The sequence below is a fragment of the Streptomyces sp. NRRL WC-3605 genome (genome assembly GCF_001509795.1).
In the GTDB taxonomy this organism is placed as follows: Bacteria; Actinomycetota; Actinomycetes; order Streptomycetales; family Streptomycetaceae; genus Streptomyces; species Streptomyces viridochromogenes.
Genome location: NZ_LLZN01000056.1, coordinates 42,069 through 66,606 on the forward strand (window position 1 = coordinate 42,069; position 24,538 = coordinate 66,606).

The following is a 24,538-nucleotide window of genomic DNA, read 5'->3' on the forward strand; positions in this document are numbered from 1 at the left end:
CCCGCTTCCCTTCCTTTCGAAGGAAAAATCGACCTAGGACCCTTTACTCGCCACCCTTTTGCACGAAGCTTCGAACGAAATCCTCGGCATTTTCCTCAAGTACGTCGTCGATCTCGTCCAGAACCGAGTCGACGTCGTCGCTCAGCTTTTCCTGGCGCTCCTTGAGGTCTTCCGCGGCCTGTGTGTCCGCGGACTGCTCCTCGACCTCTTCGGTGGAGCGCGTGGCCTTCTGCTGTCCGCCGCCAGTGTCCTTGGTTGCCATATCCCTCACCCCGCTCAGTTCGCCCGACATGGTCGACAGGTCGGCTTTCCTGCCGATCGGTGATGATCAGACCCTACAAGCCGGGTCCGACATCGGCCCCGCAGTTTCCTCAACGTACGGGGGCCATCTCGATGATTCCCGGCCGCCGGGTGTTCCACCCTGCCGGGCCGGTGTGGAACCGGCCCGGCCCGTGTACCCCTCAGTGGCCCGACAGGATCCTGACCAGGTCTTCCGCGGTGCGGCAGCGGTCCAGGAGCTCCTTGACGTGATTTCGCGTTCCGCGAAGTGGTTCGAGGGTTGGGACGCGCTGGAGGGAGTCGCGTCCGGGGAGGTCGAAGATGACCGAGTCCCAGGAGGCCGCGGCGACGTCGTCGGCGTACTGCTCCAGGCAGCGGCCGCGGAAGTAGGCGCGGGTGTCCTCGGGGGGCGTGGTCTTGGCCTGCTGGACGGTCTCCTCGTCCAGCAGGCGCTTGATGCGGCCGCGCTCGGCGAGGCGGTTGTAGAGGCCCTTGTCGGGCCGTACGTCGGCGTACTGGAGGTCGAGGAGGTGGAGCTTGGCGGCGTCCCAGTCGAGGCCGTCGCGGCGCCGGTAGCCCTCCATGAGTTCGCGTTTGGCGACCCAGTCGAGTTCGCCGGCGAGGCTCATGGGGTTGTTCTCGAGCCGGTTGAGGGTGTCCTCCCAGCGGGTGAGGACGTCCTTGGTCTGTTCGTCGGCGTCGGCTCCGTAGCGTTCCTCGATGTATTTGCGGGACAGCTCGTAGTACTCCATCTGGAGCTGTACCGCGGTGAGGGTGCGGCCGCTGCGCAGGGTGATGAGGCGTTGCAGTGTGGGGTCGTGGGAGACCTGGTGGAGGGTGCGGACGGGCTGGTCCACGGCGAGGTCGACGGCGATGAAGCCGTCTTCGATCATGGACAGGACGAGAGCGGTGGTGCCGAGTTTGAGGTAGGTCGAGATCTCGGAGAGGTTGGCGTCGCCGATGATGACGTGGAGGCGGCGGTATTTCTCGGCGTCGGCGTGGGGCTCGTCGCGGGTGTTGATGATGGGCCGTTTGAGTGTCGTCTCGAGTCCGACTTCGACTTCGAAGTAGTCGGCGCGCTGGCTGATCTGGAAGCCGTGTTCGTGGCCGTCCTGGCCGATGCCGACGCGTCCGGCGCCGGTGACGACCTGGCGGGAGACGAAGAAGGGCGTGAGGTGGCGCACGATGTCCGAGAAGGGGGTTTCCCGCTTCATCAGGTAGTTCTCGTGTGTGCCGTAGGAGGCGCCCTTGTTGTCGGTGTTGTTCTTGTAGAGGTGGATGGGTTGGGCGCCGGGCAGCTGGGCGGCTCGTTCGGCGGCTTCGGCCATGATGCGTTCGCCGGCTTTGTCCCAGAGGACGGCGTCGCGGGGGTTGGTGACCTCGGGTGAGCTGTATTCGGGGTGTGCGTGGTCGACGTAGAGCCGTGCGCCGTTGGTGAGGATGACGTTGGCGAGGCCGATGTCCTCGTCGGTGAGCTGGCTGGAGTCGGCGGCTTCGCGGGCGAGGTCGAAGCCTCGCGCGTCGCGCAGCGGGTTCTCCTCCTCGAAGTCCCAGCGGGCCCGGCGGGCCCGGTGCATCGCCGCCGCGTAGGCGTTGACGATCTGGGATGAGGTGAGCATGGCATTGGCGTTGGGGTGGCCGGGGACGGAGATTCCGTACTCGGTCTCGATGCCCATTACTCGCCGTACGGTCATGCGGCCCTCCTTGCCCGGCGGCGCCCTCGGTCGTGGTCGCCGCGCAGATACCGCTGGCGCTCGGTGGCGTGTGCGGTGCCCGTCCCCGCACTGCGCGACTCTGCGGTATGGAAGAGCCTAGAACGCCTTTGCGCTGGTGGGGAGATCATTTGCGTCATTGCGTCGGTCGCGTTCGGTCCGGCGTGGCCGGAAAAGCAGGCGGCTGCGGGTTCCCGGTGGGAGCCCGCAGCCGCCCTGCCTTTTACAGGTACTGACCGGTGTTCGCCACCGTGTCGATGGAGCGTCCGGTGTCGGCGCCCTGCTTTCCGGTGATGAGGGTGCGGATGTAGACGATCCGTTCGCCCTTCTTTCCGGAGATGCGGGCCCAGTCGTCCGGGTTGGTGGTGTTGGGCAGGTCCTCGTTCTCCTTGAACTCGTCCACGCAGGCCTGGAGGAGGTGGGAGACGCGGAGGCCCTTCTGGTTGTGCTCGAGGAAGTCCTTGATCGCCATCTTCTTGGCGCGTCCGACGATGTTCTCGATCATGGCGCCGGAGTTGAAGTCCTTGAAGTAGAGGACTTCCTTGTCGCCGTTGGCGTAGGTGACTTCCAGGAAGCGGTTTTCCTCGGATTCGGCGTACATGTGCTCGACGGCGGTCTGGATCATGCTCTGGACCGTCATCGACTTGTCGCCGCTGTGCTCTCCGAGGTCTTCGGAGTGGAGGGGGAGGCGTTCGGTGAGGTACTTGCCGAAGATGTCCTTGGCGGCCTCGGCGTCGGGACGCTCGATTTTGATCTTCACGTCGAGCCGGCCGGGGCGCAGGATGGCGGGGTCGATCATGTCCTCGCGGTTGGAGGCGCCGATGACGACCACGTTCTGCAGGCCCTCGACGCCGTCGATCTCGGCGAGGAGCTGGGGGACGATGGTGTTCTCCACGTCCGAGCTGACGCCGGATCCGCGGGTGCGGAAGAGGGATTCCATCTCGTCGAAGAAGACGATGACGGGTGTGCCTTCGGATGCCTTTTCCCGGGCGCGCTGGAAGACGAGGCGGATCTGCCGCTCGGTCTCGCCGACGTACTTGTTGAGGAGCTCGGGTCCCTTGATGTTGAGGAAGAAACTCTTGCCGGCGGCCTGGCCGGTGACTTCGGCGACCTTCTTGGCCAGCGAGTTGGCGACGGCCTTGGCGATGAGTGTCTTTCCGCATCCGGGGGGTCCGTAGAGCAGGACGCCCTTGGGCGGGCGCAGTTCGTGCTCCTTGAACAGGTCCGGGTAGAGGTAGGGCAGTTCGACGGCGTCGCGGATGGCCTCGATCTGGCCGCCCAGGCCGCCGATCTGTTCGTATCCGATGTCGGGGACTTCTTCGAGGACGAGTTCTTCGACCTCGCTCTTGGGGACGATCTCGTAGACGTAGCCGGATCGGGGTTCGAGCAGGAGGGCGTCGCCGGGGCGGATGTTGACGCCGCGCAGGGGTTCGGCGAGGCGTACGACGCGCTCTTCGTCGGTGTGCCCGAGGACGAGTGCGCGTTCGCCGTCCTCGAGGATCTCCTTGAGGGTGACGATGTCGCCGACGCTCTCGAACTCCATGGCCTCGACCACGTTGAGCGCTTCGTTGAGCATGACTTCCTGGCCGCGCCGGAGGTCGTCGAGTTCGACGCTCGGGCTGACGTTCACGCGGAGTTTGCGGCCTCCGGTGAAGATGTCGGCGGTGCCGTCCTCGTTGGCCTGCAGGAAGACACCGAAGCCGGCCGGTGGCTGTGCGAGCCGGTCGACTTCTTCCTTGAGGGCCACGATCTGGTCGCGGGCCTCACGGAGCGTGTTCGCGAGTCGCTCGTTCTGGGCGGACACGCCGGCCAGATTGGTCTGCAGTTCGACGATCCGCTCTTCGAGGATCCTCGTGTGCCGCGGAGAGTCGGCGAGCTTGCGTCGCAGGACGGCGATCTCCTGCTCAAGGTAGGCGATCTGCCCGGCCGGGTCGTCGGACCCTCGTCCCGGGCGGATGCCGCGGTTCATGTCGTCGTCGTGGGCTGCCACGGTCCTCACCTCCTCCAAGGGGAGCTGGACGCTTCCAGACCCTACCTGGGTGGGTGTCGATTGAAACCCCTAGATCACAAAGACGGTCGGGGTGTGTCCGATCTTCACCCTTGCGCTCTCCCTCACGCCAGGGGAATACCCACCGAACATGATTGGAACCCAGGCGGGGGTAGTGTCGAGGTGTTCAACACCCGTCGGAGCTGGCCGGATTCCCGTGCGGCTCGGCGGGGGAAGCGGTGGGAGAGATGAGCGTGGAGCAGGCGGCCGGGGTCGAGGGTGAGCCGCTGGAGGTCTGGATCGATCAGGCGTTGTGCACCGGTGACGGTATCTGTGCCCAGTATGCGCCTGAGGTGTTCGAGCTGGACATCGATGGTCTGGCGTACGTGAAGGGCGCGGACGACGTGCTGTTGCAGGCGGAGGGGGCGACAACGCCCGTGCCGCTGCCGCTTCTCACGGATGTGGTGGACTCGGCGCGGGAGTGTCCGGGCGAGTGCATCCATGTACGTCGTGTTCTGGACAAGGTCGAGGTGTTCGGTCCGGACGCCGAGTGACCGTGCGTGTACGGCTCGTTATGGCTGTCTGATTCCTCACACGTTCTGTGGTGGGGGTCAGACGCTGTGTGTCCCGGCGGGTGTCGAGCGTACGAACGAGCCGTTCTTCCACTGCCACTTCGCGCTGTCGTTCACGTCGGGGCAGCAGCGGGGTACGTCCGGTGACGAGTAGCCGTAGAGGTGGGCGGCGATCGCGCCGTCACGCACGGCGATGTCACGGACGGTGATGCTGTCCTTGGGGTCGATGAGTGTGGCGACGATGCGGGGCGTGGTGGTGCCGGCGGCCTGGGTGAGGACGTAGACGCCGTCGGGCGGGGTGCCCATGGGTGAGTCGCAGTGGACGACGGCGACGGTTTCGGGGCGGTGGTCGCCGTCGAGGTCTCCGGTGGCCTTCTTGACGACGATGGCTTTGACCGGGCCGCAGGTGAGCGGGAAGTCGGCCTTGGCGGGGTCGGGGGGCGCGGCGGCCGCGGGGGCGTTCTTGGCGTCGTCGGCGGTGGGCTGGGCCGCGGTGGCCGAGTCGGGCTGGAGGACGCTGGAGAGCGCCACGACTCCGGCGAGCGCTGTGGCGGTGGCGACCCAGTGGATCGGCCGGGTGTGGGTGTGTGCCAGTTCCGGGACGGCGGTTTGCTGCACTAGGAGCGTCTCCTGTGAGGGCTGTGCCGGTGGGGGTGGCCAGCATCGTGCCACACGTCACAGTGCGGGGGAACGGCGGGGTGGGTACTCGGTTCGGTTCCTGTGGGGCCGGGTGGGTGGGGCGGCGAACGAAAGGGCGCTGGGGTGGAGTTCCCGGGTGGTGTGGGGAACTCCACCCCAGCGCCTTCGCGTTGCCGGTGGTGCGGGCCGTGGGTCAGCGGCCGGCGCCTCGGTCGGCGTTGGGGCCTTCGTAGTCCTCGCCGTAGGCGCCCTTGGCGGGGCGGCGGCGGCGCATGGGCGGCTCGACGCCGTCGGCGAGGCGGCGGGCGGTGAGCAGGAAGCCGGTGTGCCCGATCATGCGGTGGTCGGGGCGGACGGCGAGGCCTTCGATGTGCCAGTTGCGGATCATCGTCTCCCAGGCGGTCGGCTCGTTGAAGCAGCCGATCTCGCGGATGGACTCGACGGTCCGGGCGAGCTGGGTGGTGGTGGCGACGTAGCAGCAGACGATGCCGCCGGGGACGAGTGCCTTGGAGACGGCCTCGAGGCATTCCCAGGGGGCGAGCATGTCGAGGATGACGCGGTCGACGTCGGTGTCGCTGAGGTTGTCCTGGAGGTCGCCGACGGTGAGCTGCCAGGCGGGGTGGGGGCCGCCGAAGTAGCGCTCGACGTTCTGCTTGGCGATGTCGGCGAAGTCCTCGCGGCGCTCGTAGGAGTGCAGCATGCCGTGGTCGCCGATGGCGCGCAGGAGGAAGCTGCTGAGCGAGCCGGAGCCGACGCCGGCCTCGACGACGCGTGCGCCGGGGAAGATGTCGGCGAAGGCGAGGATCTGCCCCGCGTCCTTGGGGTAGACGACGGCCGCCCCGCGGGGCATGGACAGGACGTAGTCGGGGAGCAGGGGGCGCAGCGCGAGGTAGGCGACGTTACCGGTGGTGCGGACAACGCTGCCCTCGGGAGCGCCGATCAGCTCGTCGTGGGGGAAGGAACCCTTGTGGGTGTGGAAGTTCTTTCCCTCTTCGAGCGTGAACGTGTAGTGGCGGCCCTTGGGGTCGGTCAGCTGAACCTGGTCCCCGACCTTGAAGGGCCCGCGCCTGCGGGCGGCACCGGTCGGTTCGGACATGTGAACAGCCTACCGGCGTTTCGGGGGGCCGCCGACCACGGGTGGCGGGTGTCAGCTGGGGCGGGCCATGGCCTTGACGAAGGCGCGTTCCACGTCGGCGGCGGACAGGACGCCGTAGATCTCGCCGGTCTCCTCGACGACGAGGTATTCGGTGGCGGGGGTGGCGCGCAGCGCGTCGAGGAGTTCTTCTCCGGAGAGTTCGGCGGAGACGCGCATGCCTTCGGTGATGTCCTGGGCGAGGCCGTTGACGGCGACCCAGGGGCGGCGGTGTTCGGGGACGCCGACGATGGCGGCTTCGCGGACGAGGGAGAGGGGGGTGCCGTCGGTGTCGACGACGACGAGGGCGCGGGCGCCGGCGGCGTTGGCGCGGCGCAGGGCTTCGGAGAGGGGGGTGTCGGCCTCGACGGGGACGGCGCGTCGGGTGAGGGCGCGGGCGCGTAGTTCGGGGAGGTGTTCGCGCAGGCGGGCCATGCGCAGGCTGTTGCCGGCTCCGGTCCAGATGATCGCGGCGAGGATGGCGGCGAGCAGGGCGTCCATGACGGTGTCCATGCCGACGTTGTCGACGGCTTCGGAGCCGAGGGCGCCGGACTGGGTGAGCCAGGGGAGGCCGATGAGGACGGAGACGGCGAGGGCGCGGCCGACCCAGGCGGCGGCGACGGTGCCGCTCATGGGCTTTCCGGTGATCTTCCAGACGACGGCGCGGAGCATGCGGCCGCCGTCGAGGGGGAGGCCGGGGAGGAGGTTGAACACGGCGACGATGAGGTTGGAGATCATCAGGCCGGCGAGCAGGACGCCGGGGACGGTGCCGGGTTCGACGAGGCGCAGGGCGCCGTAGAAGACGCCGGAGAGGACGAGGGAGAGCAGGGGGCCGACGAAGGCGAGGACGAATTCGCGGCCGGGTGTCTCGGCTTCCTTCTCGATCTCGGAGACGCCGCCGAAGAACTGGAGCTGGATGCGGCGTACGGGCAGGTCGAAGCGCAGGGCGGCGACGGTGTGGGCGAGCTCGTGGACGAGGACGGAGGCGTAGAAGGCGACGGCGAAGAAGAGGGAGACGAGGTAGCGGGCGGCGCCGAGCTCGGGCAGGACGCGTTCGAGCTGCCCGCCGAAGACCCAGGTGATGAGGGCGGCGACGAGGAACCAGCTGGGGGCGACGTAGACGGGGACGCCGAAGGGGCGGCCCATGAGGAGTCCGCCTCGGGGGTCGCGGGGGCGCTGCGGCGGGCGCGGCTTGGTGTCGGCGGAGTGCGCGAAGGCGCGGTCGTCGTGCTGGGGGTGGGGGGCGTCGGGGTGTGTCTCGCGCGGTGGTTGTGGGGTGTTGTCGTCGCCGGCGTCGTCCTTGTGCCGCTGGTCGTCGGGGTCGGGTGGCGTGTCCTGGGGGCCGGGGCCGGTGGGTGCGTCGGGCCGTCCGGGGTCGGGGGCCGGCCGGTCCGTGCGGTGCTCGGTCGGCTCGTCGGTCCCGGAGCGCGGCTTCCCGCTCCCGCCGCTCTCGTCCACGGTGTCCCCTCGTTGGATTCGTCGTCCGCGCCTGCCGGGCGGAAGGTCTCGAGTCGATGGTATGCGGCCGTGCCGGTGGGGTCCGCCCCGGCACCCCGCTGCGCCGTTCCCCCGGCGGCCGCCGGTGCCGCGCTGGGTCACTGTCAGTGGTGGGCCGTAAGGTCTGTGGGCATGGAGACGAGCACGGAGGGCGCCGCGGCGGACGGCGGCGGCGAGGTCGCGGGGACGACGGCGCCGATGGGGGACGAGTACCCCGCGGGGGCGGCGGTTCACGCGGGGTCCGCGGAGACGGGTGGGGCGGTCCTGGCGGAGGGGGCCGCCGTGGTGCCGCTGGTGCGGGCTCCTTCGTCGCTGTCTCCGTCGCGGGCGAGTGATTTCATGCAGTGCCCGTTGCTGTACCGGTTCCGGGTGATCGACCGGTTGCCGGAGAAGCCGAGTGCGGCGGCGACGAAGGGGACGCTGGTGCACGCGGTGCTGGAGCGTCTCTTCGACGCGCCGGCGGCGGAGCGGACGGCGCCGCGCGCGAAGTCGCTGATCCCGGGGCAGTGGGACCGGCTGCGGGAGAGCCGTCCGGAGGTCGTGGAGCTGTTCGCGGACGATCCGGAGGGTGAGCGGCTGGCGGCCTGGATGGCCGAGGCGGAGCAGCTGGTGGAGCGCTGGTTCGGGCTGGAGGATCCGACGCGGCTGGAGCCGGCCGAGCGGGAGCTGTTCGTGGAGGCGGAGCTGGAGTCGGGGCTCCGGCTGCGGGGGATCATCGACCGGGTCGATGTGGCGCCCACGGGCGAGGTGCGGATCGTCGACTACAAGACGGGGAAGGCGCCCCGCCCGGAGTACGCGGAGGGCGCGCTGTTCCAGATGAAGTTCTACGCCCTGGTGGTGTGGCGGCTGAAGGGTGTGGTGCCGCGCCGGCTGCAGCTGGTGTATCTGGGCAGTGGTGATGTGCTGACGTACGACCCGGTGGTGGCGGATCTGGAGCGGGTGGAGCGCAAGCTGCTCGCGCTGTGGGAGGCGATCCGGCTGGCGACGGAGACGGGTGACTGGCGGCCGCGGCCGACGAAGCTGTGCGGCTGGTGCGATCACCGGGAGCACTGCCCGGAGTTCGGCGGCACTCCCCCGCCGTATCCGCTGGCGCCGGTGGCCGGGGCGGGCGAGTCCGGGGTGGACACGCAGGGCAGAATGGGGCCGGACTAGCGAAGGAGACTTACGTGGCCATCCGCGTCCTACTGGTCGACGACCAGCCCCTGCTGCGCACCGGGTTCCGGATGATTCTGGAGGCCGAGCAGGATCTCGCGGTCGTGGGCGAGGCCGGTGACGGTCTGCAGGCCCTCGATCAGGTGCGGGCCCTGCAGCCCGATGTGGTCCTGATGGACATCCGTATGCCCCGCATGGACGGGGTGGAGGCGACGCGGCAGATCACGGGGCCCGGGCGGGACGGTCCGGCGAAGGTGCTGGTGCTGACCACGTTCGATCTGGACGAGTACGTGGTGGAGGCGTTGCGGGCGGGGGCCAGTGGTTTTCTGCTGAAGGACGCTCCCGCGCATGAGCTGGTGCAGGCGATCCGGGTGGTCGCGGCGGGCGAGGCGATGCTCGCGCCGAGCATCACGCGCCGGCTGCTGGACAAGTACGCGACGCATCTGCCGTCGGGGGACGAGCCGGTGCCGGACACTCTGCACACGCTGACCGAGCGTGAGGTGGAGGTGCTGAAGCTGGTGGCACGCGGTCTGTCGAACGCGGAGATCGCGGCGGACCTGTTCGTCAGCGAGACGACGGTCAAGACGCATGTGGGGCATGTGCTGACGAAGCTGGGGTTGCGGGACCGGGTGCAGGCGGCGGTGTACGCGTACGAGAGCGGGCTGGTGCGTCCCGGCGCGCAGTAGGGCCTGCGCGGGCAGGCGGACAGCGGACACGGGCAGAGGGCGTCCCTTCGGTGGAAGGGACGCCCTCTGTGGTGGTCGGGCCGGCTCAGCCCTTCTTGAGCTCCCAGAAGCGGAAGACGGTGGAGGCGTCGAGGCAGTACTCCAGGCCGTACACGTTCTCGTGGACGATGGCGTACTGCTTGCCCTGCCAGACGGGGATGATGGGCAGTTCGTCGGCGACGATGTCCTGGAGCTGGCCGAAGGCTTCGTCGGTCGCGGCGCGGTCGCTCTCGGCGGCGGTGCTCGGGATGAGCGTGTTGGTGATGCGCTTGTTCGTGTAGTTGTTGCTGAGGACGTTGCCCTTGCCGAAGAAGGGCGCGGTGAAGTTGTCGGCGTCCGGGTAGTCCGGGACCCAGCCCTTGACGTAGACGCCGTACTTGCCCTTGGCGATGTCCTTCTCGTACTGGTCGAAGGCGACGGAGCGGACGTCGGCCTGGAAGAGGCCGCTGTCGTTGAGCTGCTTGGCGATGGCCTTCAGCTGCTGGTCGGTGGCCGGGCCGTAGCGGGACGGGGTGGACCACAGGGTGAGCTTCACCTGGCCGGTGATGCCTTCGCTGTTCAGGGCGGCGGCGGCCTTGGCCCGGGAAGGGCGGGCGCCGTAGGTGTCGAAGAAGGCGGTGTTGTGGCCGCCGATTCCGGCCGGGATGATCGAGTACAGCGGGGTGGCGGTGCCCTCGTGGACGTCCCGGATGAGGGCGTCGCGGTCGAGCAGGTAGGCGATGGCCTTGCGGACGCCGAGCTGTCCGGCGACGGGGTCGTCCATGTTGAAGACGAGGTGCTGGACCTCGGCGCTGCTGCCTTCGACGACCTCGACGCCGGAGGAGTCGGTGCCGGCCTTCTCGATGTCGGCGATGTCGCCGGCGCTGAGGCCGCGGTAGGCGATGTCGACGTCGTCGGCGAGCAGGGCCTGCTTGAGGCGCTGCTGGTCGCCGCGGAAGAACTTCAGGGTGACGCCGTTGTTCCTGACCTCGGCGGTGCCCTTGTAGTTCTCGTTGACGGTGAAGACGGCCTTGTCGTCGTTGAACTCTTCGAGCTTGTACGGGCCGGAGCCGACGGCCTTGCCGTCCTCGCGCAGCCCGGCGGCGTCGTAGGCGTCCTTGTCGACGATGGAGCCGGCGCCGGAGGCGATCTTGCTGGGGAAGGTCGCGTCGGGGGTGTTGAGGCGGAAGACGACGGTGCGCTCGTCGGGTGTCTCGACCTTGTCCAGGGTGGAGAACATGACGGCGGGGCCGTCGGGGTCGTCGATCTTCAGCATCCGGTCGAACGAGAACTTGACGTCCTCGGCGGTGAGTTCGTCACCGTTGCTGAATTTCAGGCCGTCCTTCAGCGTGCACTTGTAGACGGTGGCCCCGTTGTCGGAGAAGGAGCAGTCCTGGGCGGCCTCGGGCTGGGGTTCCGTGGCGCCCTTGGGGAAGCTGAGCAGCGACTGGAAGACATTGTTGAACAGCAGCCAGGAACCCGGGTCGTAGCCGGAGGCGGGGTCGGTGGCGAGGACGTCGTCCGACATCCCCACGACCACGGTGTTCCCGTTGTCGCCGGCGTCCCCGGTCTCCGTTCCGCAGCCGGTCAACAGGCCGGAGGCCAGCCCTGCCACGAGGGGCAGCACCGGCCAGTGGTTGCGCATGTTCACTTACGAGTGCCTTGTCGTCGGTTGTGAGAACCCGGGCCCGTGGAGGAACCGGGCGGTCCGGCGCCCCGGTGGGGGGCGCCGGACGGGTGCGTCAGCCGCTCACGCCGCGGCCGAGCTCCCAGAGCTGGAGGGTGGACGAGGAGTTGAGCACGTAGGCCGTGCCCGTGATGTCGTCGCCGGCGGCGACGTACTGCTTGCCCTGCCACAGCGGGATGAACGGCACGTCGTTGGCGACGATGTCCTGGATCTCGGTGAGGCTGCCGGTCGCGGCGATCCGGTCGGCGGCGCGCCGCGACTCGGGGATCAGGCTGTTGCGGACGCGGGCGTTGGCGTAGGGCGAGCCGAGGAAGTTGTCCTTGTCGAGGAAGGGGGCGACGTAGTTGTCGGGGTCGGGGAAGTCGGGGAACCAGCCCATGCCGTAGACCTCGTACTTGCCCTTCTTCTCGGCGGGGCGGAAGACGTCCCAGGGGGCGCCCTTGATGTCGACGTCGAACAGGCCGCTGTCGTTGAGCTGCGCCTTCAGCAGCTCGAACTCCTTCTTCGTGGCCGGACCGTAGTGGTCGGTGGTGTAGTGCAGCGTCAGCTCGACCGGGGTGGTGACGCCGGCCCGCTCCAGGAGGTTCCTGGCCTTGGCGGCGCTGGGCTCGCCGTACTTGTTGAAGAACGAGTTGGAGTGGCCGGTGATGCTGGCGGGGACCAGGGAGAACAGGGGCTCGGCCTGGCTGCCGTACACCTTGGAGACGAGTTCGCCGCGGTCGATCAGCTGGGCCATGGCCTGGCGGACGGCCTTGCTGCGTACGGCGTCGTCGTCGGTGTTGAAGGCGAGGTAGCGGATCTCGAGGCCGGCCATGTCGACGAGGTCGACGTCGTCGTCGGAGTCGGCGGCGAGCTTGTCGATCTGCTGGGGCGACATGGCGCGGGTCATGACGTCGATGTCACCGCGGTCGAGGGCGGCGCCCATCTCGTCGGCGCTGTCGAAGTTGCGCAGCTCGACCTTTTCGTTGTCCACCTTCAGGCTCCCCTTGTATTCGGGGTTCTTGGTGAACACGGCGGAGACGAGCTTGTCGTCCTTGACGTCGGCCTTGAAGGTGTACGGGCCGGAGCCGTCGACCTCGAAGCCGCTGCGCAGTTCCTTCTTGTCGTACACGTCCGGGTCGACGATGCCGGCGACCGGGGTGGACAGCTTGTACGGGAAGGTGGAGTCGGCGGTCTTGAGGTGGAAGACGACTTCGCGGTCGCCGCGCGTCTCGACGGTGTCGATGGTGGACAGCAGGGCGAAGACGCCGCTGTCGGCCTTCAGGGAGAGGGCGCGGTCGATGGAGTACTTCACGTCGGCCGCGGTGACGGTGTCGCCGTCGGCGAACTTGAGGTCCTTGCGCAGGGTGCAGGCGTAGCGTTCGTTGCCGCTGTCCGTGAAGCTGCAGCTCTCGGCGGCCTCGGGGACGGGTTCGCCCTCGCCACGGGGCTGGATCATCAGGGTCTGCACGGTCTGGCGCAGGATGTTCCACAGGCCGACGTCGTAGGCCCAGGCCGGGTCGAGCGGTGCGGGGCTCTCCTCCGAGGCAGTGAACACGTCCGTGGTGCCCACGACGATGCCGTCGCCGCCGCCGCTGCCGCTGTCGGTTCCGCCACAGGCGGCGAGAACCGGCGCGAGCAGGCCGATGACGACCGGCAGCACCAAAGTCTTACGGTTCATGCTCGGGTTTCTCCAGCTGTCTTCTCCGTGTATCCGGCATGCAGAGGGTGGTGCGGCGGATCACGGGGGTAAGGGCGATGTTCTCGCGATGAGATTAGTCCGCGCCCACAGGACGGTTGGAGGGGACCGGAGTTGAGGCTTCCTCACTCAGTGGAATCGGGTGCGGACGCACCGGAAGGCTGGGGCGGGAAGGATTGGCGCACCGGTCCATCAATCGGGACACAAGGGTGCGCTCAAAACCGTTGTTCGGGGGCGAGGGGCGCGGGGCGGGCACCTCGGCGCACCCCCGGGGAGTGGCGAACGTCACAGATTGGGCGCGGCGGGCGACCGCTGGAATTCGGCCGTCCGGCCCGATCGAATTTACTTGCGGAATTTCTCCGCCCGCAATGCGCCATCAAAGCAGCACGCTCGGTGAACGACGGGCACATTCGAGTTGTCATGCCAGTGACGACTCGTTGTCAGACTGTCATCAGGCCGCGCAGAAAAGCAAGATCGACGTGCTCGAGAGAGGGCACCACGGTGCGCCGGGCGGCCGGGGCGATGGGCGCGATCGAGGGGACGGCCACCACCTGGCAGCCGGCGGCCTCGGCGGCGGCGACGCCGGTCGCGGTGTCCTCGACGACCGCGCACCGGGCGGGGTCGGCGCCGAGACCGGCCGCGGCGAGCAGATAGGGGTCGGGGTGGGGCTTGGTGCGGCTCACCTCGTCACCGGCGACGGTCAGCGCGAAGTGCTGCGGGCCGAGCGTGGTGAGCACACGGTCGATGATGCGGCGGTGCGAGGCGGAGACCAGGGCCGTCGGGATGCGGTGCTCGGCCAGCTCGGCCAGCAGCCGGGCGGCTCCCGGCATCAGGGGCAGGGAGTGGTCGATACGGTCCTCGAAGCCCTGGTTGAGCAGCACGGTGAGCTCGTCCAGGCCGATGTCGGCGCCGGTGGCCTCGATGAGGAAGCCGGCGCTGCGGGTCATGGGCCCGCCGACCACGACATGGCGCCAGGTGTCGTCCAGGGTGTGCCCGAGGGAGCCGAAGACCTCGACCTCGACGTCCCACCAGAAGCCCTCGGAGTCGACCAGGGTGCCGTCCATGTCGAGGAGTACGGCCTGCAGGGCCGGGCCGTCGGCCGTACGGGTGGACAGCGCGGGGACGGTACTGGTCATCCACGTACCTCCTTCAAGGGACGACCAGGCCGGTTCCCACGGAGGGAACCGGCCTGCGGTGGACCGTCCAGTGTACGACGCCCGCCGGGGTATCGCCCGATGCGCCGCTGTGCCCCCCGGCACACCGCTCCCCCGGGCCCCGGGTGTCAGCGTGCGTTGAAGTACTTCGCCTCCGGGTGGTGGATGACGATGGCGTCCGTGGACTGCTCGGGGTGCAGCTGGAACTCCTCGGACAGGTGGACGCCGATCCGCTCGGGCCGGAGCAGGTCGGCGATCTTGGCGCGGTCCTCCAGGTCGGGGCAGGCACCGTAGCCGAGCGAGAAGCGGGCACCGCGGTACTTCAGGGAGAACATGTCCTCCATGGCGGCCGGGTCCTCGCCGGCGAAGCCGAGCTCGGCGCGCACGCGGGCGTGCCAGTACTCGGCGAGGGCCTCGGCGAGCTGGACGGACAGGCCGTGCAGCTCCAGATAGTCGCGGTAGGCGTTGGCCTCGAAGAGCCGGGCGGTCTCCTCGCCGATGCGGGAGCCGACGGTGACGACCTGGAAGCCGACGACGTCGGTCTCGCCGGACTCCTGGGGGCGGAAGAAGTCCGCGAGGCACAGGCGGCGGCCGCGGCGCTGGCGCGGGAAGGTGAAGCGGGTCCGTTCGTTGCCGTGCTCGTCGAGGACGATCAGGTCGTCGTCCTTGGACACGCAGGGGAAGTAGCCGTGGACGACGGCCGCCTCGAGGAGGTTGTCGGTCTGGAGCCGGTCGAGCAGGCCGCGCAGGCGTGGGCGGCCCTCGGTCTCGACGAGTTCCTGGTACGACGGGCCGTCCCCGGCGCGGGACTCCTTCAGGCCCCACTGGCCCTTGAACAGGGCGCCCTCGTCCAGCCAGGAGGCGTACTCCTTGAGCTGGATGCCCTTGCTGACGCGGGTGCCCCAGAACGGCGGGGTGGGGACGGGGTTGTCGGTGGCGACGTCGGAGCGGACGTGCCCGGCCTCGGGGCGCTCCTCGACGACGGTCTGCGCGGTGGCCCGCACCCGGCGCTGCCGGAGCTCGGGCAGCTTGGCGCCGGGCACGCCCCGCTTGACGCCGATGAGGGCGTCCATCAGGCGCAGCCCCTCGAAGGCGTCGCGGGCGTAGCGGACCTCGCCCTCGTAGACCTCGTGCAGGTCCTGTTCGACGTAGGCACGGGTCAGGGCGGCACCGCCGAGGATGACCGGGTAGTCGGCGGCGAGGCCGCGCTGGTTCAGCTCCTCGAGGTTCTCCTTCATGATCACGGTGGACTTCACCAGGAGCCCGGACATGCCGATGACGTCGGCGCGGTGCTCCTCGGCGGCTTCCAGGATCGCGGAGACGGGCTGCTTGATGCCCAGGTTGACCACGTTGTAGCCGTTGTTGGACAGGATGATGTCCACGAGGTTCTTGCCGATGTCGTGGACGTCGCCGCGCACGGTCGCCAGCACGATGGTGCCCTTGCCGGCCTCGTCGCCCTCGACCTTCTCCATGTGCGGTTCGAGGTGGGCGACGGCGGTCTTCATGACCTCGGCGGACTGCAGCACGAACGGCAGCTGCATCTGCCCGGAGCCGAACAGTTCGCCGACGACCTTCATGCCGTCCAGCAGGGTGTCGTTGACGATGTCGAGGGCCGGCCGGTCCTCGAGGGCCGCGTCGAGGTCGGCCTCCAGGCCGTTGCGCTCGCCGTCGATGATGCGCCGCTTGAGGCGCTCCTCCAGCGGCAGGGCGGCCAGTTCCTCGGCCTTGCCGGCCTTCAGGGACTTGGCGGTGGCGCCCTCGAACAGGGCCATGAGCTTCTGCAGCGGGTCGTAGCCCTCGGCGCGCCGGTCGTAGATCAGGTCGAGGGCGGTGCGGACCTCTTCCTCGTTGAAGCGGGCGATCGGCAGGATCTTGCTGGCGTGCACGATCGCCGAGTCCAGGCCGGCCTTCGCGCACTCGTCCAGGAACACCGAGTTCAGCAGGATGCGGGCGGCCGGGTTGAGGCCGAAGGAGATGTTCGACAGGCCCAGCGTGGTCTGTACGTCGGGGTGGCGGCGCTTGAGCTCGCGGATCGCCTCGATCGTGGCGAGTCCGTCCTTGCGGGACTCCTCCTGACCGGTGCAGATGGTGAAGGTCAGGGTGTCGATGAGGATGTCCGACTCGTGGATGCCCCAGTTCCCGGTGAGGTCGTCGATGAGCCGTTCGGCGATCTCGACCTTCTTCTCGGGGGTGCGGGCCTGCCCCTCCTCGTCGATGGTGAGCGCGATCAGGGCCGCCCCGTGCTCCCGGGCCAGCTTGGTGACACGGGCGAACCGCGACTCGGGGCCGTCGCCGTCCTCGTAGTTCACGGAGTTGATGACCGCGCGTCCGCCGAGCTTCTCCAGGCCGGCCTGGATGACGTCCACCTCGGTGGAGTCCAGCACGATCGGCAGGGTGGAGGCGGTGGCGAAACGCCCGGCCAGCTCGCGCATGTCGGCGACGCCGTCCCGGCCGACGTAGTCCACGCACAGGTCGAGCATGTGCGCGCCCTCGCGGATCTGCTCGCGCGCCATCTCCACGCAGTCGTCCCAGCGGGCCTCCAGCATGGCCTCGCGGAACTTCTTGGAGCCGTTGGCGTTGGTGCGCTCGCCGATGGCCAGGTAGGAGGTGTCCTGCCGGAAGGGCACGGTCTGGTAGAGCGAGGCGGCGCCGGGCTCGGGCCGCGGGTCGCGCCGGGTCGGTTCCAGGCCCCGGACCCGCTCGACGAGCTGCCGCAGGTGCTCCGGCGTGGTGCCGCAGCAGCCGCCGACCAGGGACAGCCCGTAGTCGCGGACGAAGGTCTCGTGGGCGTCCGCCAGCTCCGGCGCGGTCAGCGGGTAGGTGGCGCCGTCCTTGCCGAGGACGGGCAGGCCCGCGTTCGGCATGCAGGACAGCGGGATGCGGGAGTGCCGGGAGAGGTAGCGCAGGTGCTCGCTCATCTCGGCGGGTCCCGTGGCGCAGTTCATGCCGATCATGTCGATGCCGAGCGGCTCCAGGGCCGTCAGGGCGGCGCCGATCTCGGAGCCCAGCAGCATCGTGCCGGTCGTCTCGACGGTGACGGAGACGATGATCGGCAGGTCCAGGCCGGACCGCTCCCGGGCGCGCTGGGCGCCGATGACGGCGGCCTTGGTCTGGAGCAGGTCCTGGGTGGTCTCCACGATCAGCGCGTCGGCGCCGCCGGAGATCAGGCCCTCGGCGTTCTGCTGGAAGGCGTCGCGGATGGTGGTGTAGCCGATGTGGCCGAGTGTGGGGAGCTTGGTGCCGGGGCCGATGGAGCCCAGCACCCAGCGGTCGCGCCCGTCGCGGGCGGCGTAGGCGTCGGCGGTCTCCCGGGCGATACGGGCGCCGGCCTCGGACAGCTCGAACACGCGCTCTGGGATGTCGTACTCGGCCATCGCGGCGTGGTTCGCGCCGAAGGTGTTCGTCTCGACGCAGTCGACGCCCGCGTCGAAGTACGCCTCGTGGACGGAGCGGACGATGTCCGGGCGGGTGACGTTCAGGATCTCGTTGCAGCCCTCGAGATTCTGGAAGTCGTCCAGCGTGGGGTCCTGGGCCTGCAACATGGTGCCCATCGCTCCGTCGGCGACGACCACTCGGGTGGCGAGGGCCTGACGGAGGGCGGACACACGGGTCCGGCTGTCGGCGGAAGGGGTCGGTGGCAACGAGGCCATGAAAGGGCTCCCTGGAGTGCGACGGCTGTCGGCTTTGCGCCCGCAGGGCAGGTTCCGCGGCGGGCGCACCTCGCCAGCGTAGCCGGGAGCGCGGCGCGATGGTCGGGGCGTCCACGAGCCGGGACGAGGAGGGCCCCGGGGACGGCACCCGGTATACGTGTGACGCGGTCCGGACGGATGAAGTCCGACGGACCATTAGCGGTGGGTCGACATCGACCGGTAGTGTTCGACATTGCCGAACGACGGCAGAGACGTCGTGTAGGTCGACGGTCGAAGGGGACGGAGGCAGTACGGCGATGGCACGGAACATCCAGTCGCTCGAACGGGCGGCCGCGATGCTGCGGCTGCTCGCGGGCGGTGAGCGGCGCCTGGGCCTGTCGGACATCGCCTCCTCGCTGGGCCTCGCCAAGGGCACCGCCCACGGGATCCTGCGCACCCTCCAGCAGGAGGGGTTCGTCGAGCAGGACGAGGCGTCCGGGCGGTACCAGCTGGGGGCCGAGCTGCTGCGCCTGGGGACGACCTATCTGGACGTGCACGAGCTGCGGGCCCGCGCCCTGGTGTGGACGGACGACCTGGCCCGTTCCAGCGGCGAGAGCGTCTACCTGGGCGTGCTGCACCAGCAGGGCGTCCTGATCGTGCACCACGTCTTCCGCCCGGACGACAGCCGTCAGGTGCTGGAGATCGGCGCCATGCAGCCGCTGCACTCCACCGCGCTGGGCAAGGTGCTGTCGGCGTACGACCCGGTGGCGCACAGCGAGGCCATCGAGGCGGGCCGCAAGGCGTTCACCGAGCGCACGGTGTGCGAGCTGGACGACTTCGAGCAGCTCCTCGACCTGACGCGCGCGCGGGGGTACGCGGCCGACGTCGAGGAGACCTGGGAGGGCGTCGCGTCGATCGCCGCCCCCATCCACGACCGGCGCCGTATGCCGGTGGGCGCGGTCGGCATCACCGGTGCGGTGGAGCGGCTGTGCCGCGAGGGCGGAATCCGTCCGGAGCTGATCGCGGCGGTGCGGGACTGCGCCCGCGCGGTGTCGCGGGATCTGGGCGCCGGGCGCTTCTGAGCCGCCCGCCGGCCCGCCGGCGGGACCCCGCCCACGAGAGCTGACGACCGGGGCGCCGAGCGGCGTTCCGGCCTTTTCCTGTGCGTCCGCGGACGGGTTCACGCGGGCTGTGCGCACGCAGCGTGTCCCCTACGCGCCCGTACGCGCACGTGACGTCGTATCGACAAATCAACACGGCCGATAACGATCGAGCATTCGGGAACAGGACCCTTGACGCACCCCTGACCCCGGGGCAAGACTCCCGTCCATCGGTCGGCATTGTCGAACACCTACCGGCAATACGCGTTAGAGTGGGACAACGCCAGAGGCCGGCATCGCTCTCATCCCGAGAGCAACGCGAACCACCGGAGGGACCCGGGGTTCGGCTTCCCCTGGACGAAGGACAAAGGAGTCGCGGGTGTCCAGCTCCGACATCTTCATCGGCGAGACCATCGGTACCGCCATACTCATCCTGCTCGGCGGCGGCGTCTGCGCCGCTGTCACGCTGAAGGCCTCCAAGGCCCGTAACGCCGGCTGGCTCGCCATCACCTTCGGGTGGGGCTTCGCGGTGCTCACGGCGGTCTACACCTCGGCACCGCTCTCCGGCGCCCACCTCAACCCGGCCGTGACCGTCGGCATCGCGATCAAGGACAACGACTGGAGCAACGTCCCGACGTACTTCGCCGGACAGCTCCTCGGCGCCATGATCGGCGCCGCGCTGGTGTGGGCCGCCTACGCCGGCCAGTTCCACGCCCACCTCACCGACAAGGAGATCGTCGGCGGCCCGGGCGCGCAGGCCACGACCGCCAAGGCCGTCGAGGCGCAGGAGAAGGGCGCCGGTCCCGTCCTGGGCGTCTTCTCCACCGGTCCCGAGATCCGCAACGTCGTGCAGAACCTGATCACGGAGATCATCGGCACCGTGGTGCTGGTGCTGGCCGTCCTCACCCAGGGCCTCAACGACAGCGGCAAGGGCCTCGGCACCCTGGGCGCCCTGATCACCGCGCTCGTGGTCGTGTCCATCGGTCTGTCCCTCGGCGGCCCGACCGGATACGCGATCAACCCGGCTCGTGACCTCGGTCCGAGAATCGTCCACGCCCTTCTGCCCCTGCCCAACAAGGGGGGCTCCGACTGGGGCTACGCCTGGATCCCCGTCGCGGGACCGCTCATCGGCGGTGCCGTCGCGGCAGGCATCTACAACGTCGCGTTCGCCTAGGAACAGCGCTTCACCCGTCCGGGTGAGATGCACCGAAACTCTCGGCGCACGCCGTACGTAAAGCCCCATAACCACGGAACTTCCAGGAGCTAACTGTGACCGACGCCCACACCGCCGGCCCCTTCATCGCCGCGATCGACCAGGGCACGACCTCGTCCCGCTGCATCGTCTTCGACCGCGACGGCCGGATCGTCTCCGTCGACCAGAAGGAGCACGAGCAGATCTTCCCGAAGCCGGGCTGGGTCGAGCACGACGCCACCGAGATCTGGACCAACGTCCAGGAGGTCGTCGCCGGAGCCATCGAGAAGGCCGGCATCACCCGCGACGACATCAAGGCCATCGGCATCACCAACCAGCGCGAGACCACCGTGCTGTGGGACAAGAACACCGGTGAGCCCGTCCACAACGCCATCGTCTGGCAGGACACCCGCACCGACGCCCTGTGCCGCGAGCTCGGCCGCAACGTCGGGCAGGACCGCTTCCGCCGCGAGACCGGCCTGCCCCTCGCCTCCTACTTCGCCGGTCCCAAGGCCCGCTGGCTGCTGGACAACGTCGAGGGCCTCAAGGAGCGCGCCGAGGCCGGCGACATCCTCTTCGGCACCATGGACACCTGGGTCATCTGGAACCTGACCGGCGGTGTCGACGGCGGCAAGCACGTCACCGACGTCACCAACGCCTCCCGCACCATGCTGATGAACCTGCACACCATGGAGTGGGACGCGAAGATCGCCGAGTCCATCGGCGTCCCGCTGCAGATCCTGCCCGAGATCCGCTCCTCCGCCGAGGTGTACGGCGAGATCACCGGCGGCAAGCTGGGCGACCTGCTCGGCGGCATCCCGGTGGCCTCCGCGCTCGGCGACCAGCAGGCGGCCCTGTTCGGCCAGACCTGCTTCGCCGAGGGCGAGACCAAGTCGACGTACGGCACCGGCACCTTCATGGTGATGAACACCGGCGACAAGATCATCAACTCCTACGCCGGTCTGCTGACCACCGTCGGCTACAAGATCGGCGAGCAGGACACGGTGTACGCCCTGGAGGGCTCGATCGCCGTCACCGGTTCGCTGGTGCAGTGGATGCGCGACCAGATGGGCCTGATCTCCACAGCCGCCGAGATCGAGACGCTCGCGCTCTCCGTCGAGGACAACGGCGGCGCCTACTTCGTGCCGGCCTTCTCCGGCCTGTTCGCCCCGCAATGGCGCTCCGACGCCCGCGGTGTGATCGCCGGCCTCACCCGGTACGTCACCAAGGCGCACCTCGCCCGTGCCGTCCTGGAGGCCACCGCCTGGCAGACGCGGGAGATCGCCGACGCCATGGTCAAGGACTCCGGCGTCGAGCTCGTCACCCTCAAGGTCGACGGCGGCATGACCGCGAACAACCTGCTGATGCAGACCCTCTCCGACGTCCTGGACGCGCCCGTGGTGCGCCCGATGGTCGCCGAGACGACCTGCCTCGGCGCCGCCTACGCCGCCGGTCTCGCCGTCGGCTTCTGGAACAGCACCGACGACCTGCGCGCCAACTGGCGCCGGGCCGCCGAGTGGACCCCCCGCATGGACGCGGAGACCCGCGACCGTGAGTACAAGAACTGGCTCAAGGCCGTCGAGCGGACCATGGGCTGGCTCGAGGACGACGACGAGAGCTGACCCGCCTCTCGCCGGTCCTCGAACTCTGATGAGGAGCAAGAACCCGATATGACCAGTCAGACCACCCTGCAGTCCGTGCCTGCCCTCGGTACGCACCCGGCCTCCGGCTCCCACGCGAGCCGCGCCGAGACCCGGGAGCAGCTTTCCAAGGCGTCGTACGACCTCCTCGTGATCGGCGGCGGCATCCTGGGCATCTCCACCGCCTGGCACGCCGCGCAGTCCGGCCTCAGGGTGGCCTTGGTCGACGCCGGCGACTTCGCCGGCGCCACCTCCTCCGCCTCCTCCAAGCTCCTCCACGGCGGTCTGCGCTACCTGCAGACCGGCGCGGTGAAGCTGGTGGCGGAGAACCACTTCGAGCGCCGTGCGGTCTCCCGCCAGGTGGCCCCCCACCTGGCGAACCCGCTCACGTTCTACCTCCCCGTGTACAAGGGCGGGCCGCACGGCGCCGCGAAGCTCGGGGCGGGCGTGTTCGCCTACTCCGCGCTCTCCGCGTTCGGTGACGGCGTCGGCCACCTCCTGTCCCCCGCCAAGGCGGCGCAGGACGTGCCGGAGCTGCGCACCGAGAACCTGAAGGCCGTGGCCGTGTACGGCGACGACCAGATGAACGACGCGCGCATGGCGCTGATGACGGTCCGCGCGGCCGTCGAGTCGGGCGCGGTCGTGCTCAACCACGCCGAGGTCACCGGGCTGCGCTTCACGCAGGGCCGGGTGACCGGCGCCGACCTGCGGGACCGGCTGTCCGGTGACGAGTTCGGGGTGAACGCCCGGCTCGTGCTGAACGCCACCGGCCCCTGGGTCGACCACCTGCGCAGGATGGAGGACCCGAACGCGGCGCCGTCGATCCGGCTGTCCAAGGGCGCGCACCTGGTCCTGAAGCGGACCGCGCCCTGGAAGGCGGCGCTGGCGACCCCGATCGACAAGTACCGCATCACGTTCGCCCTGCCGTGGGAGGACATGCTGCTGCTGGGCACCACGGACGAGGCGTACGAGGGCGACCCCGCGGACGTCGCCGTCAACGACAAGGACATAGCCCAGATCCTGGACGAGGCGGCGTTCTCCATCCGCGACCAGCAGCTGGACCGCGACCTGATCACGTACGCCTTCGCGGGCCTGCGGGTGCTGCCCGGCGGCCCCGGTGACACGGCGAAGGCCAAGCGCGAGACGGTCGTGACCGAGGGACGCGGCGGGATGCTGTCCGTGGCGGGCGGCAAGTGGACGACGTTCCGGCACATCGGCCGGACCGTCATGAAGAAGCTGGAGGCGCTGCCGGGCGCACCGCTCGGCGACGACTTCGAGCCCGTCTCCGCGCTGCCGAAGAAGCTGCCGCTGCCGGGCATCGCGAACCCGCGCGCGGTCGCCCACCGGCTGCTGACCGACCGTCCGGCCCCGGGCCCGCGCATGGCGGCGGACACCGCCCGGCACCTGGCCACGCACTACGGCTCGCTGGCCTTCGACATCGCCCGTATCGCCAACGAGAACCCCGAGCTGGGCGAGCGGGTCCACCCGGACGCCCCGGAGATCTGGGCGCAGGTCGTGTACGCCCGGGACAACGAGTGGGCGGAGACGGCGGACGACGTGCTGCGCCGCCGGACGACGCTGACGATCCGGGGCCTGGCCACGGACGACGTCCGGGCGAAGGTGCAGGACGTGCTCGACAAGAAGTGACCGAAGAATCGACCTCGCGCGCGGCGGGCGGTTTTCGCCGGATGAGGCGTCCGCCGCGCGGGGTCCGGCCACTCCCCTGACCGCGCCGGACCGTACGAGGGCGGCCCCTTCCGCACCGGGGCCGGCCACCACCGGAGGGGCGGCTCCTCGCCGACGGGGCCGCCCCTTCGCGCTGCCCGGACTCCGTACGGCGGCTCGGCCGGCCGTACATAATGTGGGCCCGAGACATCGGAGGTCTCGTGGGCGTGGTGGACGGACGGGGAGGGCGGCCATGGCGGTCACCGACGAGGCGATCGAGAAGATCAAGGGGATGATCGTCTCGGGTGCGCTGCGCCCCGGCGACCGGCTCCCCAAGGAGAGCGAGCTGGCCGCCGCGCTCGGGTTGTCCCGCAACTCGCTGAGGGAGGCGGTACGGGCGCTTTCGCTGATGCGCATCCTGGACGTCCGGCAGGGCGACGGGACGTATGTGACCAGCCTGGACCCGCAGTTGCTGCTGGAGGCGCTGAGCTTCGTCGTCGACTTCCACCGCGACGACACCGTGCTCGAGTTCCTGGCGGTCCGCCGCATCCTGGAGCCGGCGGCCACGGCGATGGCGGCGGCCCGCATCGGCGAGCGGCAGCTCGACGCGCTGGCCGTGCGGCTGGACCGGCTCGGTGACGCCCCGTCGGTGGAGGAACTCGTGGCGAGCGACCTGGAGTTCCACCGGGGCATCGTCGTCGCCGCCGGCAACTCGGTGCTGTGTTCGCTGCTCGACGGTCTGTCGGGGCCGACGACACGGGCCCGGATCTGGCGGGGGCTGACCCAGGAGGACGCTGTCGCCCGGACGCTGCGCGAGCACCGGGCGATCCTGGCGGCGCTGCGGGACCGGGACGCGGAGGCCGCGCGGTCGTGGGCGACCGTGCACATCGCGAGCGTGGAGCAGTGGCTGCGCTCGACGCTGTGACCGGCGTCCCGCCGTCTGCCGGAACACGGCGGCCGGGGAACCGCGTTGTGCGGTACGGCGTGGACGTCGGATCTCTGCCGGGGTGTTCCCGGGTGGGGATCGGGGCAGTGATCGGGCATCCCCCCTGCGAGGGGGCTGCGGGCGCCCCCGCCGCACGCCGTAAGGTTGGTTCGTCAGGCGAGGGCACGTCGGAA

18 protein-coding genes are annotated in these 24,538 nt (G+C 69.6%); 8 read left to right on the top strand and 10 right to left on the bottom strand.

Annotation, left to right across the window (positions count from 1 at the left end):
* Nucleotides 1–43: 43 nt before the first annotated feature.
* The 3 genes from ADL34_RS17130 to arc form a co-directional block, all read right to left on the bottom strand.
* Nucleotides 44–262 (bottom strand): ubiquitin-like protein Pup, encoded by a 219-nt coding sequence (locus ADL34_RS17130; protein ID WP_062672178.1) that lies wholly within the window; start codon nucleotides 260–262, stop codon nucleotides 44–46.
* A 199-nt stretch (nucleotides 263–461) separates the two neighbouring features.
* A complete protein-coding gene (dop, locus tag ADL34_RS17135; RefSeq protein WP_079034377.1) occupies nucleotides 462–1,973 on the bottom strand; it encodes a depupylase/deamidase Dop in 1,512 nt (503 codons plus the stop codon).
* A gap of 241 nt (nucleotides 1,974–2,214) precedes the next feature.
* Entirely contained in the window at nucleotides 2,215–3,981 is a 1,767-nt protein-coding gene (gene arc, locus ADL34_RS17140) for a proteasome ATPase (RefSeq protein WP_062672172.1), read from the bottom strand.
* A gap of 245 nt (nucleotides 3,982–4,226) precedes the next feature.
* On the opposite strand from arc, the gene ADL34_RS17145 reads away from it, so the two are divergent.
* A complete protein-coding gene (locus ADL34_RS17145) occupies nucleotides 4,227–4,532 on the top strand; it encodes a ferredoxin (RefSeq protein ID WP_062672174.1) in 306 nt (101 codons plus the stop codon).
* A gap of 57 nt (nucleotides 4,533–4,589) precedes the next feature.
* Here the strand turns inward: ADL34_RS17145 and ADL34_RS17150 are convergent, their stop codons facing one another.
* The 3 genes from ADL34_RS17150 to ADL34_RS17160 form a co-directional block, all read right to left on the bottom strand.
* Nucleotides 4,590–5,168 carry a hypothetical protein gene (locus tag ADL34_RS17150; protein ID WP_062672176.1) on the bottom strand — a complete coding sequence of 193 codons (579 nt, stop codon included), beginning with the start codon at nucleotides 5,166–5,168 and terminating at the stop codon, nucleotides 4,590–4,592.
* Nucleotides 5,169–5,382: 214 nt separating this feature from the next.
* Complete coding sequence (locus tag ADL34_RS17155) at nucleotides 5,383–6,285, bottom strand: tRNA (adenine-N1)-methyltransferase (RefSeq protein WP_062670901.1); 903 nt, start codon at nucleotides 6,283–6,285, stop codon at nucleotides 5,383–5,385.
* 51 nt (nucleotides 6,286–6,336) lie between these two features.
* Nucleotides 6,337–7,779: a site-2 protease family protein gene (locus ADL34_RS17160; RefSeq protein ID WP_062670899.1), complete on the bottom strand. Its 1,443-nt coding sequence runs from the start codon at nucleotides 7,777–7,779 to the stop codon at nucleotides 6,337–6,339.
* Between the two features lie 171 nt (nucleotides 7,780–7,950).
* Here ADL34_RS17160 and ADL34_RS17165 point away from each other — a divergent pair, with 171 nt between their 5' ends.
* Both ADL34_RS17165 and ADL34_RS17170 read left to right on the top strand, forming a co-directional pair.
* Nucleotides 7,951–8,970 carry a RecB family exonuclease gene (locus ADL34_RS17165; protein WP_107115696.1) on the top strand — a complete coding sequence of 340 codons (1,020 nt, stop codon included), beginning with the start codon at nucleotides 7,951–7,953 and terminating at the stop codon, nucleotides 8,968–8,970.
* A gap of 14 nt (nucleotides 8,971–8,984) precedes the next feature.
* Nucleotides 8,985–9,656 carry a response regulator gene (locus ADL34_RS17170; protein WP_062670896.1) on the top strand — a complete coding sequence of 224 codons (672 nt, stop codon included), beginning with the start codon at nucleotides 8,985–8,987 and terminating at the stop codon, nucleotides 9,654–9,656.
* A gap of 85 nt (nucleotides 9,657–9,741) precedes the next feature.
* On the opposite strand, the gene ADL34_RS17175 is transcribed toward ADL34_RS17170, so the two are convergent.
* From ADL34_RS17175 to metH, 4 genes are all read right to left on the bottom strand, one after another.
* The gene (locus ADL34_RS17175) at nucleotides 9,742–11,325 is read right to left on the bottom strand and encodes an ABC transporter substrate-binding protein (protein WP_062670894.1); all 1,584 of its coding nucleotides are present in this window, start codon (nucleotides 11,323–11,325) and stop codon (nucleotides 9,742–9,744) included.
* Between the two features lie 91 nt (nucleotides 11,326–11,416).
* Nucleotides 11,417–13,021 (bottom strand): ABC transporter substrate-binding protein, encoded by a 1,605-nt coding sequence (locus ADL34_RS17180; RefSeq protein ID WP_062670892.1) that lies wholly within the window; start codon nucleotides 13,019–13,021, stop codon nucleotides 11,417–11,419.
* A 458-nt stretch (nucleotides 13,022–13,479) separates the two neighbouring features.
* Nucleotides 13,480–14,175, bottom strand: a complete 696-nt coding sequence (locus tag ADL34_RS17185; RefSeq protein ID WP_062670890.1) for an HAD family hydrolase — start codon at nucleotides 14,173–14,175, stop codon at nucleotides 13,480–13,482.
* Nucleotides 14,176–14,321: 146 nt separating this feature from the next.
* The gene (gene metH / locus ADL34_RS17190) at nucleotides 14,322–17,843 is read right to left on the bottom strand and encodes a methionine synthase (protein WP_062670888.1); all 3,522 of its coding nucleotides are present in this window, start codon (nucleotides 17,841–17,843) and stop codon (nucleotides 14,322–14,324) included.
* A 296-nt stretch (nucleotides 17,844–18,139) separates the two neighbouring features.
* On the opposite strand from metH, the gene ADL34_RS17195 reads away from it, so the two are divergent.
* The 5 genes from ADL34_RS17195 to ADL34_RS17215 all read left to right on the top strand — a co-directional run bounded on the left by ADL34_RS17195 (nucleotide 18,140) and on the right by ADL34_RS17215 (nucleotide 24,344).
* On the top strand, nucleotides 18,140–18,904 hold the full coding sequence (locus ADL34_RS17195; RefSeq protein ID WP_062670886.1) for an IclR family transcriptional regulator: 765 nt from the start codon (nucleotides 18,140–18,142) through the stop codon (nucleotides 18,902–18,904).
* Nucleotides 18,905–19,301: 397 nt separating this feature from the next.
* Nucleotides 19,302–20,096 carry an MIP/aquaporin family protein gene (locus ADL34_RS17200; RefSeq protein WP_062670884.1) on the top strand — a complete coding sequence of 265 codons (795 nt, stop codon included), beginning with the start codon at nucleotides 19,302–19,304 and terminating at the stop codon, nucleotides 20,094–20,096.
* 95 nt (nucleotides 20,097–20,191) lie between these two features.
* Nucleotides 20,192–21,736 carry a glycerol kinase GlpK gene (gene glpK / locus ADL34_RS17205; protein WP_062670882.1) on the top strand — a complete coding sequence of 515 codons (1,545 nt, stop codon included), beginning with the start codon at nucleotides 20,192–20,194 and terminating at the stop codon, nucleotides 21,734–21,736.
* A gap of 48 nt (nucleotides 21,737–21,784) precedes the next feature.
* On the top strand, nucleotides 21,785–23,401 hold the full coding sequence (locus ADL34_RS17210) for a glycerol-3-phosphate dehydrogenase/oxidase (protein ID WP_062670880.1): 1,617 nt from the start codon (nucleotides 21,785–21,787) through the stop codon (nucleotides 23,399–23,401).
* A gap of 271 nt (nucleotides 23,402–23,672) precedes the next feature.
* Nucleotides 23,673–24,344, top strand: coding sequence for a FadR/GntR family transcriptional regulator (locus ADL34_RS17215; RefSeq protein ID WP_062670878.1), 672 nt, complete (start codon nucleotides 23,673–23,675; stop codon nucleotides 24,342–24,344).
* Nucleotides 24,345–24,538 lie beyond the last annotated feature (194 nt).

Excerpts from the sequence above, each read along its gene's own strand:
- ADL34_RS17130 (WP_062672178.1), bottom strand. The coding sequence starts at position 262 with ATGGCAACCAAGGACACTGGCGGCGGACAGCAGAAGGCCACGCGCTCC.
- dop (WP_079034377.1), bottom strand. The coding sequence starts at position 1,973 with ATGACCGTACGGCGAGTAATGGGCATCGAGACCGAGTACGGAATCTCC.
- ADL34_RS17145 (WP_062672174.1), top strand. The coding sequence starts at position 4,227 with ATGAGCGTGGAGCAGGCGGCCGGGGTCGAGGGTGAGCCGCTGGAGGTC.
- ADL34_RS17155 (WP_062670901.1), bottom strand. The coding sequence starts at position 6,285 with ATGTCCGAACCGACCGGTGCCGCCCGCAGGCGCGGGCCCTTCAAGGTC.
- ADL34_RS17165 (WP_107115696.1), top strand. The coding sequence starts at position 7,951 with ATGGAGACGAGCACGGAGGGCGCCGCGGCGGACGGCGGCGGCGAGGTC.
- ADL34_RS17180 (WP_062670892.1), bottom strand. The coding sequence starts at position 13,021 with ATGAACCGTAAGACTTTGGTGCTGCCGGTCGTCATCGGCCTGCTCGCG.
- ADL34_RS17185 (WP_062670890.1), bottom strand. The coding sequence starts at position 14,175 with ATGACCAGTACCGTCCCCGCGCTGTCCACCCGTACGGCCGACGGCCCG.
- metH (WP_062670888.1), bottom strand. The coding sequence starts at position 17,843 with ATGGCCTCGTTGCCACCGACCCCTTCCGCCGACAGCCGGACCCGTGTG.
- ADL34_RS17195 (WP_062670886.1), top strand. The coding sequence starts at position 18,140 with ATGGCACGGAACATCCAGTCGCTCGAACGGGCGGCCGCGATGCTGCGG.
- ADL34_RS17210 (WP_062670880.1), top strand. The coding sequence starts at position 21,785 with ATGACCAGTCAGACCACCCTGCAGTCCGTGCCTGCCCTCGGTACGCAC.
- ADL34_RS17215 (WP_062670878.1), top strand. The coding sequence starts at position 23,673 with ATGGCGGTCACCGACGAGGCGATCGAGAAGATCAAGGGGATGATCGTC.